This is a genomic window from Hyphomicrobium methylovorum (assembly GCF_013626205.1).
Taxonomy (GTDB): Bacteria; Pseudomonadota; Alphaproteobacteria; order Rhizobiales; family Hyphomicrobiaceae; genus Hyphomicrobium_B; species Hyphomicrobium_B methylovorum.
Genome location: NZ_QHJE01000001.1, coordinates 416128 through 434193 on the forward strand (window position 1 = coordinate 416128; position 18066 = coordinate 434193).

General features: G+C 59.7%; 13 protein-coding genes and 1 tRNA gene. All 14 read right to left on the reverse strand.

The genetic code is table 11. The features are described from left to right. Position 1: 1 nt before the first annotated feature. Positions 2 to 1210, reverse strand: a complete 1209-nt coding sequence (gene tuf, locus DLM45_RS02090; protein ID WP_181335342.1) for an elongation factor Tu — start codon at positions 1208 to 1210, stop codon at positions 2 to 4. A gap of 118 nt (positions 1211 to 1328) precedes the next feature. Next, positions 1329 to 3416, reverse strand: coding sequence for an elongation factor G (gene fusA, locus DLM45_RS02095; RefSeq protein WP_181335343.1), 2088 nt, complete (start codon positions 3414 to 3416; stop codon positions 1329 to 1331). Positions 3417 to 3461: 45 nt separating this feature from the next. Then, positions 3462 to 3932 carry a 30S ribosomal protein S7 gene (rpsG, locus tag DLM45_RS02100; RefSeq protein WP_181335344.1) on the reverse strand — a complete coding sequence of 157 codons (471 nt, stop codon included), beginning with the start codon at positions 3930 to 3932 and terminating at the stop codon, positions 3462 to 3464. A gap of 67 nt (positions 3933 to 3999) precedes the next feature. Further along, on the reverse strand, positions 4000 to 4371 hold the full coding sequence (rpsL, locus tag DLM45_RS02105; protein WP_015598237.1) for a 30S ribosomal protein S12: 372 nt from the start codon (positions 4369 to 4371) through the stop codon (positions 4000 to 4002). A gap of 509 nt (positions 4372 to 4880) precedes the next feature. Beyond that, on the reverse strand, positions 4881 to 9098 hold the full coding sequence (rpoC, locus tag DLM45_RS02110) for a DNA-directed RNA polymerase subunit beta' (RefSeq protein WP_181335345.1): 4218 nt from the start codon (positions 9096 to 9098) through the stop codon (positions 4881 to 4883). 107 nt (positions 9099 to 9205) lie between these two features. Next, on the reverse strand, positions 9206 to 13372 hold the full coding sequence (gene rpoB / locus DLM45_RS02115) for a DNA-directed RNA polymerase subunit beta (protein ID WP_181335346.1): 4167 nt from the start codon (positions 13370 to 13372) through the stop codon (positions 9206 to 9208). A 311-nt stretch (positions 13373 to 13683) separates the two neighbouring features. Further along, positions 13684 to 14058: a 50S ribosomal protein L7/L12 gene (rplL, locus tag DLM45_RS02120; protein WP_181335347.1), complete on the reverse strand. Its 375-nt coding sequence runs from the start codon at positions 14056 to 14058 to the stop codon at positions 13684 to 13686. A 109-nt stretch (positions 14059 to 14167) separates the two neighbouring features. Beyond that, positions 14168 to 14686: a 50S ribosomal protein L10 gene (rplJ, locus tag DLM45_RS02125; RefSeq protein ID WP_181335348.1), complete on the reverse strand. Its 519-nt coding sequence runs from the start codon at positions 14684 to 14686 to the stop codon at positions 14168 to 14170. A 324-nt stretch (positions 14687 to 15010) separates the two neighbouring features. Then, positions 15011 to 15760, reverse strand: coding sequence for a 50S ribosomal protein L1 (gene rplA, locus DLM45_RS02130; protein WP_281365420.1), 750 nt, complete (start codon positions 15758 to 15760; stop codon positions 15011 to 15013). A 4-nt stretch (positions 15761 to 15764) separates the two neighbouring features. Continuing rightward, positions 15765 to 16211 carry a 50S ribosomal protein L11 gene (rplK, locus tag DLM45_RS02135; protein WP_181335349.1) on the reverse strand — a complete coding sequence of 149 codons (447 nt, stop codon included), beginning with the start codon at positions 16209 to 16211 and terminating at the stop codon, positions 15765 to 15767. Positions 16212 to 16415: 204 nt separating this feature from the next. Further along, positions 16416 to 16991 (reverse strand): transcription termination/antitermination protein NusG, encoded by a 576-nt coding sequence (nusG, locus tag DLM45_RS02140; protein ID WP_181335350.1) that lies wholly within the window; start codon positions 16989 to 16991, stop codon positions 16416 to 16418. Positions 16992 to 17042: 51 nt separating this feature from the next. Further along, a complete protein-coding gene (gene secE, locus DLM45_RS02145; RefSeq protein ID WP_181335351.1) occupies positions 17043 to 17240 on the reverse strand; it encodes a preprotein translocase subunit SecE in 198 nt (65 codons plus the stop codon). Between the two features lie 92 nt (positions 17241 to 17332). Then, positions 17333 to 17408 (reverse strand) — tRNA-Trp (locus tag DLM45_RS02150). A 132-nt stretch (positions 17409 to 17540) separates the two neighbouring features. After that, a complete protein-coding gene (locus tag DLM45_RS02155; protein ID WP_181335352.1) occupies positions 17541 to 17876 on the reverse strand; it encodes a YbjQ family protein in 336 nt (111 codons plus the stop codon). Positions 17877 to 18066 lie beyond the last annotated feature (190 nt).

Here is an 18066-nt window from a genome sequence, read left to right on the forward strand (position 1 = left end):
ACTACTCGAGAATTTTCGTAACGACGCCGGCGCCAACGGTGCGGCCGCCTTCGCGAATTGCGAAGCGCACCTTCTCTTCCATGGCGATCGGCGAGACGAGCTCGACAGTTACGGAGACGTTGTCGCCCGGCATAACCATTTCGGTGCCTTCAGCGAGCTGGACGGTTCCGGTCACGTCGGTCGTACGGAAATAGAACTGGGGCCGGTAGTTCGTGAAGAACGGCGTATGACGGCCGCCTTCTTCCTTGTTCAGGATGTAGGCCTCAGCAGCGAACTTCTTGTGCGGCTTAACAGAGCCCGGCTTGCAGAGAACCTGGCCACGCTCAACAGCTTCCTTGTCGATGCCGCGCAGGAGGCAACCGACGTTGTCGCCGGCTTCGCCCGAGTCGAGCAGCTTGCGGAACATTTCGACGCCGGTAACAACCGACTTCTGCGTGTCGCGGATGCCGACGATTTCGACTTCTTCGCCAACCTTGATCACGCCGCGTTCGATACGGCCGGTGACGACGGTGCCGCGACCCGAGATCGAGAACACGTCTTCGATCGGCATCAGGAACGGCTGATCCTTCGGACGATCCGGGATCGGAATGAAGGTGTCCATCGCTTCGTAGAGCTTGATGATGGCTTCGTCAGCCAGCGGGCCCTTTTCGCCGTTCAGCGCCTTGACGGCTGCACCGCGGATAACCGGCGTGTCGTCGCCCGGGAAGTTGTACTTCGAGAGAAGTTCGCGAACTTCCATTTCGACGAGGTCGAGAAGCTCTTCGTCTTCGACGATATCGCACTTGTTCAAGAAGACGACGATCTTCGGAACGCCAACCTGGCGAGCGAGCAGGATGTGCTCACGCGTCTGGGGCATCGGGCCGTCAACGGCCGACACGACGAGGATCGCGCCGTCCATCTGCGCGGCGCCGGTGATCATGTTCTTCACGTAGTCGGCGTGGCCTGGGCAGTCGACGTGTGCGTAGTGACGGTTCGGCGTCGCGTACTCAACGTGCGAGGTTGCGATCGTCAGAATCTTCGTCGGGTCGCGACGGCCTTGCGATTCAGATGCCTTCGCAACTTCGTCGTAAGCGATGGAGGTCGACGTCCAGCCGCGATCGGCCGAAACCTTCGTCAACGCGGCCGTTAGCGTCGTCTTGCCGTGGTCGACGTGTCCAATTGTGCCGACGTTGCAGTGCGGCTTGTTCCGCTCAAATTTTGCTTTGGCCATCGTAGGCTCTCCACTTTAGCTATCGTTCTTGGGCTTACTCGGCCCATCTTAGTTCAACTTTCAGCCGCAACGGTGATCTACCCGATCACGGCCGAGGCTTGCCTTTCGGCTGTTCGTATTAGGCGTACTTCGCCTTCACTTCGTCGGCGACGTTCCTTGGCACGTCCGAATAGTGTGCGAACTGCATCGTGTATTGAGCACGACCCGTCGACATCGAACGCAGTGTGTTGATGTAACCGAACATGTTGGCCAGCGGCACAAATGCGCGGATTACGGTTGCGTTGCCGCGCATCTGCTGATCGCGGATCTGACCGCGCCGCGAGTTGATGTCGCCGATGACACCACCGACGAACTCGCCAGGCGAGACCACTTCAACGTCCATGATGGGCTCGAGCAGCTTAACGCCAGCCTTCTCACAACCTTCCTTCATCGCAGCACGCGTTGCGATTTCGAAGGCGATGGCGGACGAGTCCACTTCGTGGAACGCGCCGTCATAAAGGTTGACCTTCATGTCCACCATCGGGAAGCCGATCAGAATGCCGTTGTCCCAGACCGACTGAACGCCCTTTTCGACGCCCGGAATGTATTCCTTCGGGATCGAACCGCCGACGATCGTGGTCGAGAACTCGTTGCCCTTGCCGACTTCGTTCGGCTCGAGCTTCAGCTTCACGCGAGCGAACTGGCCCGTACCGCCCGTCTGCTTCTTATGCGTGTAATCGATGTCCGTCGCGCGGGCGAGCGTCTCGCGATAGGCGACCTGCGGTGCGCCCGTGTTCGCTTCGACGTTATAGGTGCGCCTCAGGATGTCGACTTTGATGTCGAGATGAAGTTCGCCCATGCCCTTCAGAATCGTTTCGCCCGATTCCGAGTCGACCGAGACGCGGAAGGACGGATCTTCGAGTGCCATCGTATTGAGGGCAATCGCCATCTTTTCCTGGTCGGCCTTCGTCTTCGGCTCGATCTTCATTTCAATGACGGGATTCGGGAATTCCATCTTTTCGAGAATGACGGGCTTCTGCGGATCGCACAGCGTTTCGCCGGTGCGGGTATCCTTGAGGCCCTGCAGAGCAACGATGTCGCCCGCAAACGCTTCCTTGATTTCTTCGCGATCAGCGGCGTGCATCAGATACATGCGGCCGGCACGTTCTTTCTTGTCGCGCGTGGTATTGGCGAGCGCCATACCCTGCTCGAGCTTACCCGAGTAGATGCGGCAGAACGTGATCGAGCCAACGTGCTCGAAGCTCATGATCTTGAACGCGATGAGCGAAAGCGGTTCGCTATCGGACGGACGGCGCAGAAGCTCTCCGCCGGTCTTCGGATCGATGCCCTTATAGGCTTCACGATCAACGGGCGACGGAAGGAAATCCACGACAGCGTCAAGAAGAGGCTGGACGCCTTTGTTCTTAAACGCCGAGCCGCACATCATCGGATAGAATGCGCGCGTAACGGTCGCTTTACGGATCAGCTTGCGAAGCGTTGCTTCGTCCGGCTCTTTGCCTTCGAGGAAGGCTTCAAGCGCAGCATCGTCCATCTCGACGGCAGCTTCGATCATGCTGGCGCGGTATTCCGCAGCCTTGTCGGCGAGATCGGCCGGGATCTCACCCTCGATCATCGTCGTGTCCTTGCCGTCGCCGTCCCAGGTGAGGGCCTTCATACGGATAAGGTCGATCACGCCACGGAAGTCCGCTTCCGCGCCAATCGGAATCTGCAGCGGCACGGCTTTCGCGCCAAGCTTGTCCTTGATATCGGCGAGGCACATGAAGAAGTCAGCGCCGGTCTTGTCCATCTTGTTGGAGAAGATGATGCGCGGAACGTTGTACTTGTCGCCCTGACGCCAGACGGTTTCCGTCTGCGGCTCGACGCCCTGGTTGGAGTCGAGAACGCACACAGCGCCGTCGAGCACGCGCAAGCTGCGTTCGACTTCGATGGTGAAGTCGACGTGGCCTGGGGTGTCGATGATGTTGAGGCGATGCTTCTTGTTGTTACGAACCCAGAAGCACGTCGTAGCAGCGGACGTGATCGTGATGCCGCGCTCGGCTTCCTGATCCATAAAGTCCATCGTCGAGGCGCCATCATGCGTCTCGCCGATCTTGTAGTTCCTGCCGGTGAAATAGAGGATCCGCTCAGTCGTCGTCGTCTTGCCAGCATCAATGTGAGCCATGATGCCGAAGTTGCGGTAGTCCTCAATCGCGTATTGCCGGGCCATTCTGTGCCTCGAAATCCTTAGAGCAAAAAGGTCAGTCCGCGCCGCCTACCAGCGATAGTGCGAGAAGGCGCGGTTGGCTTCAGCCATCTTGTGCGTGTCTTCACGCTTCTTGACGGCCGTGCCGCGGTTGCTTGCGGCGTCGAGCAATTCGCCCGAGAGCTTGTCAATCAGCGTCGATTCATTGCGCGAACGAGCGGCTGCAATAAGCCAACGGATCGCGAGGGCCTGACGACGCTCGTTGCGAACTTCGACCGGCACCTGATACGTGGCACCGCCGACGCGACGCGAGCGGACCTCAACGGCCGGCATCACGTTGTCGAGCGCCTGACGGAACAGGTCGAGCGGGTTTGCTTTGCCCTTCTGTTCCATCTTGTCGAAGGCGCCGTAAACCATGCGCTCGGCGACCGACTTCTTGCCGTGTTCCATCACCGCGTTCATGAACTTGGTGACGACGAGGTCGTTGAACTTCGGATCCGGGATCACTTCCCGCTTTTGCGCCGCGTGACGACGAGACATTATGGCTGGCCCTTCGCTTCAATTCTAATGTTGGTGGGCCAGATCGTCCGGCCCGATTTGCAGCCTATTACTTAGGCCGCTTCGCACCGTATTTCGAACGCCGCTGACGGCGTGCCGCAACGCCCTGCGTGTCGAGCACGCCGCGGACGATATGATAACGGACACCGGGAAGGTCCTTTACGCGGCCGCCGCGGATGAGCACGACAGAGTGCTCCTGAAGGTTATGACCTTCGCCCGGGATGTAGCCGATTACTTCATAGCCGTTCGTGAGACGGATCTTCGCAACCTTACGAAGCGCGGAGTTCGGCTTCTTCGGTGTCGTCGTGTACACGCGCGTGCAAACACCGCGTTTCTGCGGGCACGCTTCCATGTGGCGCGACTTCTCGCGATAGACCGGCTTTACCCGCGGCTTCCGGATCAACTGTTGTATCGTCGGCATTCGCCCAATCCTGACTTCGGGACGCATCCATTGGAATGCGCCAAACAAACCTGCCAGGTGCGCGAAGTCCGCCCCTAGCAAGTAAAAAACCAGAGGATCATGCCGCCCTTTGTAAGGGTAACAGATCTTGGCCCGTCGATGTGCTCTGCTTTATGGACGATAGCGTTTAGACCAGGAAAAGGCGCGAAGCGCCGAAAGGTCTACCACCTACCGTGAGAGTGGGCGGAGCTATATACACACCGGCCATATTGGTCAACAGCCACTCGGCGCGGCATCGAAATTAATTTCAGAAATTCGCGCGCTTAAAGGCAATTTCGACCTGCGACCCGTTGTCGGATCGATCGTTTCTTGCCGTTCCAACCCGGATTCTTTTCGCATCGCGGGATGTAATTTCTTTTTAAGCCGGGAATCGGACTGCTCGGTCTCAGCCCTGACCCCGCCAAGAAGAAGGCCGCCCCCTTGCGAGGAGCGGCCAACAATTCTTGTGATCCGAGAAGACGAAGGCTGCCCTACTCGGCGGCCTCTTCCGCCGGACGGCGGCGACGGCGCGCGCCCGGACCGGTCGCCCCATCGGGTGACGGCAGGTTGGCGGATTTCGCCTTTTCCTTTGCGATCAGCTCGTCACGCTGCGTTGCAACCTTGCGGAGCTGACGCAGCATGCCGCCCGTGCCCGCCGGGATGAGGCGGCCAACGATGACGTTCTCCTTCAGGCCTTCGAGCGTATCCGACTTGCCGTTGACGGCGGCGTCTGTGAGGACGCGTGTCGTTTCCTGGAAGGACGCTGCCGAGATGAACGAACGCGTCTGCAGCGAAGCCTTGGTGATGCCCAGGAGCACTGGGGTTGCCGATGCTACGCGCTTGCCCGCCTTCTCCGCTGCGGCGTTGACCTCATCGTACTCGATGCGGTCAAGCTGCTCGCCCTTGATCAGCTCGGTCTCGCCCGCGTCGGTGATCTCCACCTTCTGCAGCATCTGCCGAACGATCACTTCGATGTGCTTGTCGTTGATCGTCACGCCCTGGAGTCGGTAGACGTCCTGGATTTCGTTGATCAGGTAGTTCGCGAGTTCCTCGACGCCCTTGATCGCCAGAATGTCATGCGGAGCCGGATTGCCGTCGTAGACAAAGTCGCCACGCTCGACACGGTCGCCGTGCTGAACCGCGAGGCTCTTGCCGCGCGGGATCAGGTATTCGACCGCTTCAACCGTTTCGTCATCCGGCTTGATATGGATGCGCTGCTTGTTCTTGTAGTCCTTGCCGAACTCGACCGTGCCGGAGACTTCCGCGAGGATCGCGTGATCCTTCGGACGCCGGGCCTCGAAGAGTTCCGCAACGCGCGGCAGACCGCCGGTGATGTCGCCCGATTTTGCAGACGCGGTCGGAATACGCGCGAGAACGTCGCCCGCCTTGACCTCCGCGCCGCGATCGACCGAGAGCACAGCTTCGACTGAGAGCAAGTAACGCGCATCACCGCCACGCGCGACCTTGATCGGCTTGCCTTTGCTGTCCTTGATGACGATCGCCGGCTTCAGCTCAGCGCCACGCGGAGACGCACGCCAATCGACGATGACGCGGTTCGACGTGCCCTTCATTTCGTCGGTCTGTTCGCGCACGGATGCGCCTTCGATCAGATCTTCGAAATCGACGGTGCCGTTGGCTTCCGACAGAATCGGACGGGTGTATGGATCCCACTGCGCGATCTTGGTGCCGCGCTTCACGGTATCGCCTTCATCCACGAAGATGCGGGCGCCGTAGGTGATCTTGTGCGTCGCGAGTTCCTTGCCGGACTGGTCAACGATGATGACCGACATGATCCGGCTGGTGGCGACGTTCTGACCCTTCGAGTCCTTGGCGATCGCGCGATTCTTCAGCTTCACCGTGCCGTTGAAGTTCGACTCGATGAACGATGAATCGACGAGGTTGGCCGTGCCGCCGATGTGGAACGTACGCATCGTGAGCTGCGTGCCGGGTTCGCCGATCGACTGAGCCGCGATGACGCCGACGGCTTCGCCGATGTTCACCGGCGTGCCGCGTGCGAGGTCGCGACCGTAGCACTTCGCGCAGACGCCGCTGATCGTTTCGCAGGTCAACACCGAGCGGATGCGAACTTCCTGAATCTCAGCCTTGCCGATGGCTTCGGCGTGCCGTTCCTCGATCAGTTCGCCATTCTCGACGATGACTTCGCCCGTCGTCGGATGCTTGATGTCTTCTGCTGCCGTACGGCCGAGCACGCGTGCCGCGAGCGACACGATCACCTGACCGGCGTCAACGACCGCCTGCACGTTGATGCCTTCGTCGGTTCCGCAATCGACTTCGGAGATGATGGCGTCCTGCGCAACGTCGACGAGACGACGCGTCAGGTAGCCGGAGTTCGCCGTCTTCAAGGCCGTATCGGCCAGACCCTTACGGGCGCCGTGCGTCGAGTTGAAGTACTCTAGAACGGACAGGCCTTCCTTGAAGTTCGAAATGATCGGCGTCTCGATGATTTCGCCCGAGGGCTTCGTCATCAGGCCGCGCATACCGGCGAGCTGCTTCATCTGCGCCGGCGAACCGCGCGCACCCGAGTGGCTCATCATGTAGACCGAGTTGATCTGACGTTCGCGACCGGCCGAGTCCTTCTGGACTGCCGAAATGCGATCCATCATTTCCTTCGCGATCAAGTCCGTGCAACGCGACCAAGCGTCGACGACCTTGTTGTACTTCTCGAGCTGCGTGATCAGACCGTCCTGATACTGCTGCTCGAAGTCGCGAACTTCGACGTTGGTCTTTTCGACGATCTTCTCTTTGGTGTCCGGGATCTGCATGTCGTCCTTGCCGAACGAGATGCCGGCCTTGAACGCATGGTGGAACCCTAGCGACATGATCCTGTCGCAGAAGATCACCGTCTCCTTCTGACCGCAGTTACGGTAGACGGCATCGATCATGCCGGAGATGTTCCGCTTCGTCAGAAGCTGGTTGGCGAGTGCGAACTTCACCTTGCCCGACTTCGGCAGATGCTCTGCGAGGAGCAAGCGGCCCGGAGTCGTCTCGTGGATTTCGATAAGCTCGTTACCTTCATCATCAACCGTGACGAAGCGGCCCTTCACCTTGGCGTGCAGTGACACAGCCTTGGCTTCGAGCGCGTGATGCACTTCGTTGATCGAGCCGAGCATCATGCCTTCGCCCGGTTCGCCGTCACGCTGCATCGAGAGGTAATAGAGGCCGAGAACGATGTCCTGCGAGGGCACGATGATCGGCTGGCCGTTCGCGGGATGCAGAATGTTGTTCGTCGACATCATCAGCACGCGCGCTTCCAGCTGCGCTTCAAGCGACAGCGGAACGTGCACGGCCATCTGGTCGCCGTCGAAGTCAGCGTTGAAGGCTGCGCAAACCAGCGGATGAAGCTGGATCGCCTTGCCTTCGATGAGTTGTGGCTCAAACGCCTGAATGCCGAGGCGATGCAGCGTCGGTGCGCGGTTCAGCATCACGGGATGCTCGCGAATGACTTCGTCGAGGACGTCCCAGACTTCCGGCTTTTCCTTTTCGACGAGCTTCTTCGCCTGCTTGACGGTGGCTGCCTGGCCGAGCGTCTGCAAGCGCGCGTAGATGAACGGCTTGAAGAGTTCGAGCGCCATCTTCTTCGGCAGGCCGCACTGATGCAATTTCAGTTCGGGACCGACGACGATGACCGAGCGGCCGGAATAGTCGACGCGCTTGCCGAGCAAGTTCTGACGGAAGCGGCCCTGCTTGCCCTTCAGCATGTCGGCGAGCGACTTCAGCGGACGCTTGTTCGCGCCCGTGATGACGCGACCACGACGGCCGTTATCGAAGAGCGCGTCGACAGCTTCCTGAAGCATGCGCTTTTCGTTGCGGATGATGATGTCCGGCGCGCGCAGTTCCATCAGCCGCTTCAGACGATTGTTGCGGTTGATGACGCGGCGATAGAGGTCGTTCAGGTCGGACGTTGCGAAACGGCCGCCATCCAGCGGAACGAGCGGACGCAATTCCGGCGGGATGACCGGAACCTGAGTCAGGATCATCCATTCCGGACGGTTGCCCGATTCCATGAAGGCTTCGATGACCTTCAGGCGCTTGCCGAGCTTCTTCGGCTTCAGTTCGGTCGTCGCTTCGGCGATTTCCTGACGCAGATCGATGGCGATCTTCGGCAGATCCATCGCGGACAGCAGTTCGCGGATCGCTTCAGCGCCGATGCCGGCGGTGAAGGTGTCGGCGCCGAATTCCTCGATCGCCTGATTGTACTGCTCTTCCGTGAGAAGCTGGCGCTCTGCGAACGGCGTCGTGCCCGGCTCGATGACGACGTAGTTTTCGAAATAGAGAACGCGCTCAAGATCCTTCAGCGCCATATCCATCAGGAGGCCGATGCGCGAGGGCAGCGACTTCAGGAACCAGATGTGTGCAACTGGCGCGGCGAGCTCGATGTGGCCCATGCGCTCGCGACGGACCTTTGCGAGCGTCACTTCAACGCCGCACTTTTCGCAGATCAGGCCCTTGTACTTCATGCGCTTGTACTTGCCGCAAAGGCACTCATAGTCCTTGATCGGACCAAAGATGCGCGCACAGAAGAGGCCATCGCGCTCCGGCTTGAACGTGCGGTAGTTGATCGTCTCGGGCTTTTTGATCTCGCCGAAGGACCACGACAGGATGTCCTCGGGCGACGCGATCGAGATACGGATCTGATCGAACGTCGGGATCGGAGCCTGCGATTTGAAAATATTGGTGATTTCGTTCATTCGGCTGTCTCCTAAGGGGATCGGCCCGCGAAGCCGCTCCCGTGGACAAAAATGTTAGTGTCGGAGGCCTCCGCTCCGGATCCCGGAACGAAGGCCACTCGTGTTTCTTACTCGGCTGCTGCGGGCGGCAATTGCGCCTGTGGCGGTGCCTCCGGTTCCTCGTCCGGCGGCGTGGCATCGTTGGCCGGTGCATCGGAATTGAGCAGCTCGACGTTCAATCCGAGTGCTCGCATTTCCTTGACCAGAACGTTGAAGCTTTCCGGCACGCCTGCTTCGAATGCATCGTCACCACGCACGATGGCCTCGTAGACCTTGGTGCGGCCAGCAACGTCGTCTGACTTGACCGTCAGCATTTCCTGCAGCGTGTAAGCAGCGCCGTATGCTTCGAGCGCCCAGACTTCCATTTCGCCGAAACGCTGTCCGCCGAACTGAGCCTTACCGCCCAACGGCTGCTGCGTGACCAGCGAGTACGGTCCGATCGAGCGAGCATGGATCTTGTCGTCGACAAGATGGTGCAGCTTCAGAACGTACTTGTAGCCAACCGTCACCTTACGATCGAACGGTTCGCCCGTGCGGCCGTCGAACAGCGTTACCTGTCCCGACGTATCGAAGCCCGCGAGTTCGAGCATTTCGACGATGTCCTTCTCGCGTGCGCCGTTGAACACGGGCGTCGCAATCGGAACGCCGGTCTTCAGGTTTTCAGCAAGACCCGCCAGCTCTTCATCCTTCATCGAGGCTTTGATCTCTCCGGCGCCGTAGACTTTCGTCATCTGGTCGCGCAGCGCCTTCGCCTGTCCGCTTTCGTGGAACTGGTGCAAGGCGTCATCGATCAAGCGGCCCAGACCACGGCACGCCCAGCCAAGGTGCGTTTCGAGAATCTGTCCGACGTTCATGCGGCTCGGCACGCCGAGCGGATTGAGCACGACGTCGACCGGCGTTCCGTCTTCGAGGAACGGCATGTCCTCAGACGGCACGATCATCGAAACGACGCCTTTGTTGCCATGGCGGCCGGCCATCTTATCGCCCGGCTGGATCTTGCGCTTCACGGCGACGAAGACCTTGACCATCTTCATGACGCCCGGAGGCATCTCGTCACCGCGCTGCAGCTTGTCGACCTTATCGGCAAAGCGAAGACCGAGGCCCTTCTTGGCGTCCTCGTACTGCTTCTGGATGGCTTCGACCTCTGCCTGTGCCTTCTCGTTGGCCAGGCCGATTTCCCACCACTGGCTGCGCGGAATATCGTCAAGGATCTCGAGGTCGATCACCGTGCCCTTGCGAGCATTCTTCGGACCCTTGGAGACTTCCTTGCCCATCAGCGCGTCTTTGAGACGTGCGTAGACGTTGCGGTCGAGGATCTGCAATTCGTCGTCGCGGTCCTTCGCGAGACGTTCGATTTCCTCGCGCTCGATCGCCATCGCACGTTCGTCTTTTTCGACGCCGTGACGGTTGAAGACGCGCACTTCGACGATCGTTCCGGCCACGCCGGGCGGCAGACGAAGCGAGGTATCGCGGACGTCAGAAGCCTTCTCACCGAAGATCGCGCGCAGAAGCTTTTCTTCCGGCGTCATCGGGCTTTCGCCCTTCGGCGTAATCTTGCCGACGAGGATGTCGCCCGGATGCACTTCGGCGCCGATATAGACGATGCCAGCTTCGTCGAGGTTCTTCAGCGCTTCTTCCGAAACGTTCGGAATATCGCGCGTGATTTCTTCCGGCCCGAGCTTGGTGTCGCGAGCCATCACCTCGAATTCCTCGATGTGGATCGAGGTGAACACGTCTTCAGAGACGACGCGCTCGTTCATCAAAATCGAGTCTTCGAAGTTGTAGCCCATCCACGGCATGAACGCGACGAGCACGTTCTTGCCGAGAGCCAGTTCGCCGAACTCGGTCGAGGGACCATCGGCGATGATTTCGCCAGCGCGAACGTGGTCGCCAACGTTGATCAACGGCCGCTGGTTGATGCACGTGTTCTGGTTCGAACGCTGGAACTTGCGCAGACGATAGATGTCCACGCCCGGCTTCGAGGGATCGGTCTCTTCCGTCGCGCGGATAACGATACGCGTTGCGTCCACCTGATCGACGATGCCGGTGCGGCGCGCAGCGATCGCTGCGCCCGAGTCGTGCGCCACGCGCTCTTCCATGCCGGTGCCGACGAGCGGCGCTTCCGCCTTCACGAGCGGAACGGCCTGACGCTGCATGTTCGAGCCCATCAGAGCGCGGTTGGCGTCGTCGTTCTCAAGGAACGGGATGAGCGCTGCCGCGACGGAGACGAGCTGCTTCGGCGACACGTCGATGTAATCGACGCGATCGGTCGGCACGAGCATGACGTCGCCCTGGTGACGAACGGTGACCAAGTCTTCCGTCATCTTGCCCTTGGCGTCGATCTCAGCGTTCGCCTGAGCAACGTGGTGGCGCATCTCTTCCATGGCGGAGAGATAGACGACATCGTTCGTCACGCGGCCGTTGATGACCTTGCGGTATGGGCTTTCGATGAAGCCATACTTGTTCACGCGCGCGAACGTCGCGAGCGAGTTGATGAGGCCGATGTTCGGACCTTCCGGCGTTTCAATCGGGCAGATACGGCCGTAGTGTGTGGGATGCACGTCGCGGACTTCGAAGCCTGCGCGTTCACGCGTCAAGCCGCCCGGTCCAAGCGCCGAAAGACGACGCTTGTGCGTAATCTCGGAAAGCGGGTTGGTCTGGTCCATGAACTGCGAGAGCTGCGAGGAACCGAAGAATTCGCGCACGGCGGCGGCCGCCGGCTTCGCGTTGATCAGGTCCTGCGGCATCACGGTGTCGATGTCGACGCTCGACATGCGTTCCTTGATGGCGCGCTCCATGCGGAGCAGACCGACGCGATACTGATTTTCCATCAGCTCGCCGACCGAGCGAACGCGGCGGTTGCCGAGATGGTCGATGTCGTCGATCTCACCCTTGCCGTCACGCAGATCGACAAGCGTCTTCACGACCGCGAGGATGTCTTCCTTGCGGAGCACGCGCATCGTATCGGGCGCATCGAGTTCGAGGCGCATGTTCATCTTCACGCGGCCAACAGCCGAGAGATCAAAGCGCTCCGGATCGAAGAACAGGCCGTGGAACAGCGCAGTCGCGGCTTCGATCGTCGGCGGTTCGCCAGGACGCATCACACGATAGACGTCCATCAGCGCTTCCTGCTGATTGGCGTTCTTATCGATGTTGAGCGTGTTGCGGATGAAGGCGCCGACATTGACGTAGTCGATGTCGAGGATGTTAAATTCCTTGACCTTCTGTTCCTTGAGCTCGGCCAGCAAGTTGGCATCGAGTTCGTCGCCTGCTTCAGCGAAGATCTTGCCCGTTTCGAGATCGACGATATCTTCGCCGATGAAGCGGCCCGCCAGATCGTCAGCGGAGATCAGGATTTCCTTCACGCCGTTTTCGGCAAGCTCACGCGAGCGCCGCGCCGTGATCTTCTCACCCTGACGGGCGATCACTTCGCCGGTCTTGGCGTCTGCGATGTCGGACAGAGGTGTGATGCCGCGGAACTTCTCGGCGATGTACGGCATCTTCCAGCCGCGCTTCGATTCCTTGATCAGAATGTGCTTGTAGAAGTGCGACAGGATCTGCTCGTCATCGAGGCCCAGCGCATACAGCATCGTCGTCACCGGCAGCTTGCGGCGACGGTCGATACGCACATAGACGTTGTCCTTCGCGTCGAACTCGAAATCGAGCCACGAACCGCGATAGGGAATGATGCGAGCAGCGAACAGCAGCTTGCCGGACGAATGCGTCTTACCGCGATCGTGATCGAAGAAGACGCCCGGCGAGCGGTGCATCTGCGAGACGATTACGCGCTCGGTGCCGTTGATGATGAAGGTGCCGTTGAGCGTCATCAGGGGCATGTCGCCCATGTAAACGTCCTGCTCCTTAACGTCCTTGATCGACTTCGAGCCGGTTTCTTCGTTGATATCGAACACGATCAGGCGCAGCTTCACCTTGAGCGGCGCTGCGTACGTCATGTCGCGCTGCATACACTCGTCGACGTCGAACTTCGGCGCTTCGAACTCGTAGCTGACGAATTCGAGAGTCGATTTACCGGCGAAATCGGAAATCGGGAAAACGCCCTTGAACACCGACTGCAGGCCGAAATCATCCTGACGGCCGCCGGGCGGTTCTTTCACCATCAAGAAGTCATCATAGGACGCTTTTTGAACCTCGATGAGGTTCGGCATCTCAGCGACTTCGCCGATCGAACCAAATTGCTTGCGGAGGCGTTTGCGGCTGGTGAGGGTTTGAGCCATTTCGGTCCCTTCGTGCTCTCGTAAGCGGGGGCGGACCCGCGATTTAATTGCGACGCCTCAGGGTCCCTGAATACCGGGACCGCCTGAAACGGTTCACCGGAAGGCCCTTTCGAGGCGAGAAACCTCAAGGACCCTCCGGAAAACCGTTTTTCTTTGCTCTTGGCGACGCCCCTTCGGGGAGCCGGCCGCCACGAGCAGCGTTTTGTTTTGCTCGTGGCGACTCCCCTTCGGGGAGCCGGCCGCCACGAGCGGAAGAGTGTGCACAAAGCGCTTCGGCGCCGACCGGAAATTCCGATCGGCGCCTAAGGCAATTACTTCACTTCGACGACAGCGCCCTGATCTTCGAGCTGCTTCTTCAGCTTTGCAGCTTCGTCCTTCGTGACGCCTTCCTTCACGGTCTTGCCACCGGCCTCAACGAGGTCCTTGGCTTCCTTCAAGCCGAGGCCCGTGATGGCGCGAACTTCCTTGATGACGTTGATCTTCTTGTCTCCGCCCGACTTCAGAATGACGGTGAATTCCGTCTGTTCTTCAGCGGGGGCAGCACCGCCACCAGCAGCCGGAGCAGCAACAGCGACGGCTGCAGCAGCCGAAACGCCCCACTTCTCTTCCAGAGCCTTGGCAAGCTCAGCGGCTTCGAGCACGGTGAGGCTCGACAAGTCTTCAACGATTTTCTCAATCTTGGACATATATAGGTACCTTCCGATTTGAACCTAGTGGTTGAGTTGCAGCACCCTTGTCGCGGGTTGCTGCGTTTCGATCCGGGTCTCTAAAGAGCCCCACAACATTCCGTCCGGCTTATGCGGCCTCGCCTTGAGCTGCCTTCGCCTGGATAACACGAGCGAGCTGGGCACCCGGCTCCTTGACCGTCCGAGCGATTTTCGTCGCCGGAGCGTTCAGGAGGCCAATGAGCTTGGCTCTCAGTTCATCAAGCGATGGTAGATCGGCGAGCGCTTTCACGCCGTTCGCGTCGAGGATGGTCTTGCCCATCGCGCCGCCGAGGATCACGAGCTTGTCGTTCACCTTGGAGTACGTGACGGCTGCCTTCGCCGCAGCAATCGGATCTTTCGAAAAGGCCAGAATGGTCGGCCCCGTCATCAGTCCCGAAAGTTGTTCGGCGTCGGTATCCTTGAGCGCGAGCTGCGCCAGCTTGTTCTTGGCCACTTTCACAGATCCGCCAGCTTCTTTAACGCGCTTGCGGAATTCTGCGGATTGAGAGGCCACCATGCCGGTGTTGTGGGCGACCACGACCACGCCGGTGCTTTTCAGCTCGCCGTGAAGATGGTCGATGAGCTCACGTTTCGCGGCTCTATCCACGTCTCGTCTCCTTGCTGCGAAACTTCATTTGCGAAGTTTCGCGGGTTGCACCTTGCCGCCTGATCCCGAAGGATCGGACGACGCTTGGTCTGTCCTCGTTCCCGTGGACCGCAACTTGCGGCACGGTGCTGACCCAGAAGGTTCAAATCGAATTGCGGGCTCTCGCCCTAAATTCGATCAACTTCTGTCTCATGCAGGCTCTCGAAAGAGAGACTTAGGCTTCTCCAGCGAACTGGAAGCAGCACCCGCAATCTCGGACAGTGCCGAACCAGAGCGAACTCCGGTTCGGAGTTTTCCGGGTTGCCCCGGAATTGGCGAAAGTCTTTAAGCCACCGGCCCCGATGCGACGGAGGCGGTTTCGAGCTTCAAGCCCGGCCCCATTGTCGAGGACAGCGATACCTTCTTGAGGTACGTGCCCTTCGAGCCGGTCGGCTTGGCTTTGACGACGGCGTCGACGAAAGCCTTGATGTTCTGGACGAGCGCTTCTTCGGTGAAGCTTGCCTTGCCGATGCCGGCGTGGACGATGCCAGCCTTCTCGACACGGAATTCAACCGAGCCACCCTTCGCACCCTTGACGGCGCCCGTGACGTCCATCGTGACGGTGCCGACGCGCGGGTTCGGCATCAGGCCGCGGGGGCCAAGCACCTTACCGAGGCGGCCGACGAGGCCCATCATGTCCGGCGTCGCGATGCAGCGATCGAAATTGATCGTGCCGCCCTGGACGATTTCAACGAGGTCTTCCGCGCCGACGATGTCTGCTCCGGCTGCCTTGGCTTCTTCAGCCTTGGCACCCTTTGCGAAGACGGCAACGCGCGCCGTGCGGCCTGAGCCGTTCGGCAGATTGCAAACGCCGCGAACCATCTGATCCGCGTGCTTGGGGTCAACGCCGAGATTGACAGCGACTTCGATCGTCTCATCGAACTTCGCCTTGGCGCGTCCCTTGATGATCTTCACCGCTTCTTCGATCTCGTAGGCTTTGCTGGGATTGAGACCGTCCTTGACGGACAGCATCCGCTTGCCACCTGCGAGGCGCGTTTCCTTGACCTTTTCGGCGCTGATTTGAGCTTTTGCCATCGACTTACTCCACCACCGTCAGGCCCATCGACCGGGCGCTACCCGCAAGCGTGCGAGCGGCGGCATCCAGATCGTCGGTGTTCATGTCCTTGAGCTTGCCCTTGGCAATCTCTTTCAGCTGCGCGATCGTCACCTGACCGGCAACGGCGCGACCCGGCTCCTTGGAGCCCGTGCCGCCCTTACCGGTGGCACGCAAGCCTGCAGCCTTTTTGATCAAGAACGTTGCGGGCGGCTGGCGCATCTCGAACGAGAACGAGCGGTCAGAATAGACCGTGATCTTCACCGGGATGGGCGTGCCCTGGTCGATGTCCTTCGTCTTGGCGTTGAAGGATTTGCAGAATTCCATGATGTTCACGCCACGCTGGCCAAGCGCGGGACCGATCGGTGGCGACGGATTGGCCGCCCCTGCCGGTACTTGTAAGTTGATAAAGCCTTCTATCTTCTTCGCCATGGTTCCCCTTTAGCGTTAGAGACTGGATGCCTTGCACCAGACTCAGGGTTAGCGGTTCTGCGGGCCGTGGTTCGCAAACGAACTCAGCCCTCCCGCACAGCTTCGCGCTTCAGATGATCCAAAGCGCGTATTCCGCCCTCTTTCGAAGGCGGAAATTCGAATTCCGTTTCTACGTGCCAACGGCACTCCCCAGTGAACCCGCCCTCAACCTGGCACCTTCTCGACCTGGCCGAACTCGAGTTCGACAGGCGTCGGGCGGCCGAAGATCGACACAGCCACCTTGACCCGCGAACGCTCCTCGTCGACTTCCTCGACGACACCCGTGAACGACGCGAACGGCCCGTCTGCGACCTTGACGTTTTCTCCGATCTCGAAGGTGATCGTCGGCTTCGGCCGCTCCACGCCTTCTTTGACCTGGTTCAGAATGCGCAACGCCTCATCCTCAGGGATCGGCATCGGCTTGTTATCAGCACCCAGAAAGCCGGTGACCTTCGGCGTGTTCTTGATCATGACGAAGGCCGCGTCCGTCATCTTCATCTTGACGAGGACGTAGCCCGGCAAAAACTTGCGCTCGGTTGGAATCTTGCGACCACGCTTGACCTCGACGACCTCTTCCGTCGGCACCACGACCTCTTCAAAGAGGTGCTCGAGTCCGCCCGCTTTCGCGCGCTCGCGAATGGCGTCAGCGACCTTGCGTTCGAAGTTCGTATAAGCGTGCACGATGTACCAGCGCGTACCGGCGACCGTCGTTTTTTCTTCGCGTTGCTGCGCGACAACCATTCTCAAACGCCCTCTTGCGCGTCACCGAAGCCAAATAAAAATGGGACGACCTTAGCTGCCTACCCCCAGGACGAAGCGCACGATATGGCTCAACGCCTGATCAACGAGCAAAAAGAAAACCGAGGCAAACGCGACCATGATGAGCACCATCACAGTCGTGATCCACACCTCTTTCCAGGTCGGCCAAGTGACCTTGGAAGTTTCCTGCCGAACTTCCTGAATAAAGGTAATGGGGTTGAACTTCGCCATAATAGTGCTTTCTGTCAGCAAATGCGACAACATGCCGCTCCCAGCCCCATCCTTATGATCGGGTTGGTCGGCACATCAAACCTTGGCGAGGCTGGCAGGGGCGGAGGGTCTCGAACCCCCGACCTTCGGTTTTGGAGACCGACGCTCTACCAATTGAGCTACACCCCTAGCACGCTACACGAGCAAAGCCCAGCGGCGAACAGCCTCTTTCGCGGCCGCTTTGCTTAACCGATGTTTTTAGGGTTGTCACCCCGTTGGGAATATTTTTTCGCGCGGCAAGTGCTCGCGCCGCCTCGAAAATCAGCTTTGGGATGCGGGCAGCGGCTCAATAATCACCGCGGAGCCGTAAGCCAGCACCTCTGTGACTGCTGCGGCGATCTCATTGGCGTCATAGCGCATGGCGATGACGGCGTTGGCCCCCATCTCCTGAGCGTGCTGGATGAGAAGATCGAACGCTTCCTGGCGCGCTTGCTCGGCGAGACTTGTATAAACAGAGATATTTCCGCCAAAGAAAATCTGGATCGCGGCCCCCAGATTGCCGACGACACTGCGCGACCGCACCGTTAGGCCGCGAACCATCCCGAGGTGCCGGACAACGCGATACCCCTGGATGTCGTTGGTCGTCACAACAAGCATTGCTGATCCCCTTGGTTTGCGGCCCTGTCTGAGCCGTCGATGGACTTAGGTTAATGCAGGGCTTAGCTGATGGCGATGGCGACGTTCCGGTGCTCTGACGTCCTGCTCGCCCAACGCTAGCGGACATTCATGTATTCCGCGTGTTCCCTTGGGCATTGCCTGCGCGCTTTCCAACGAACGAGGCATCCAA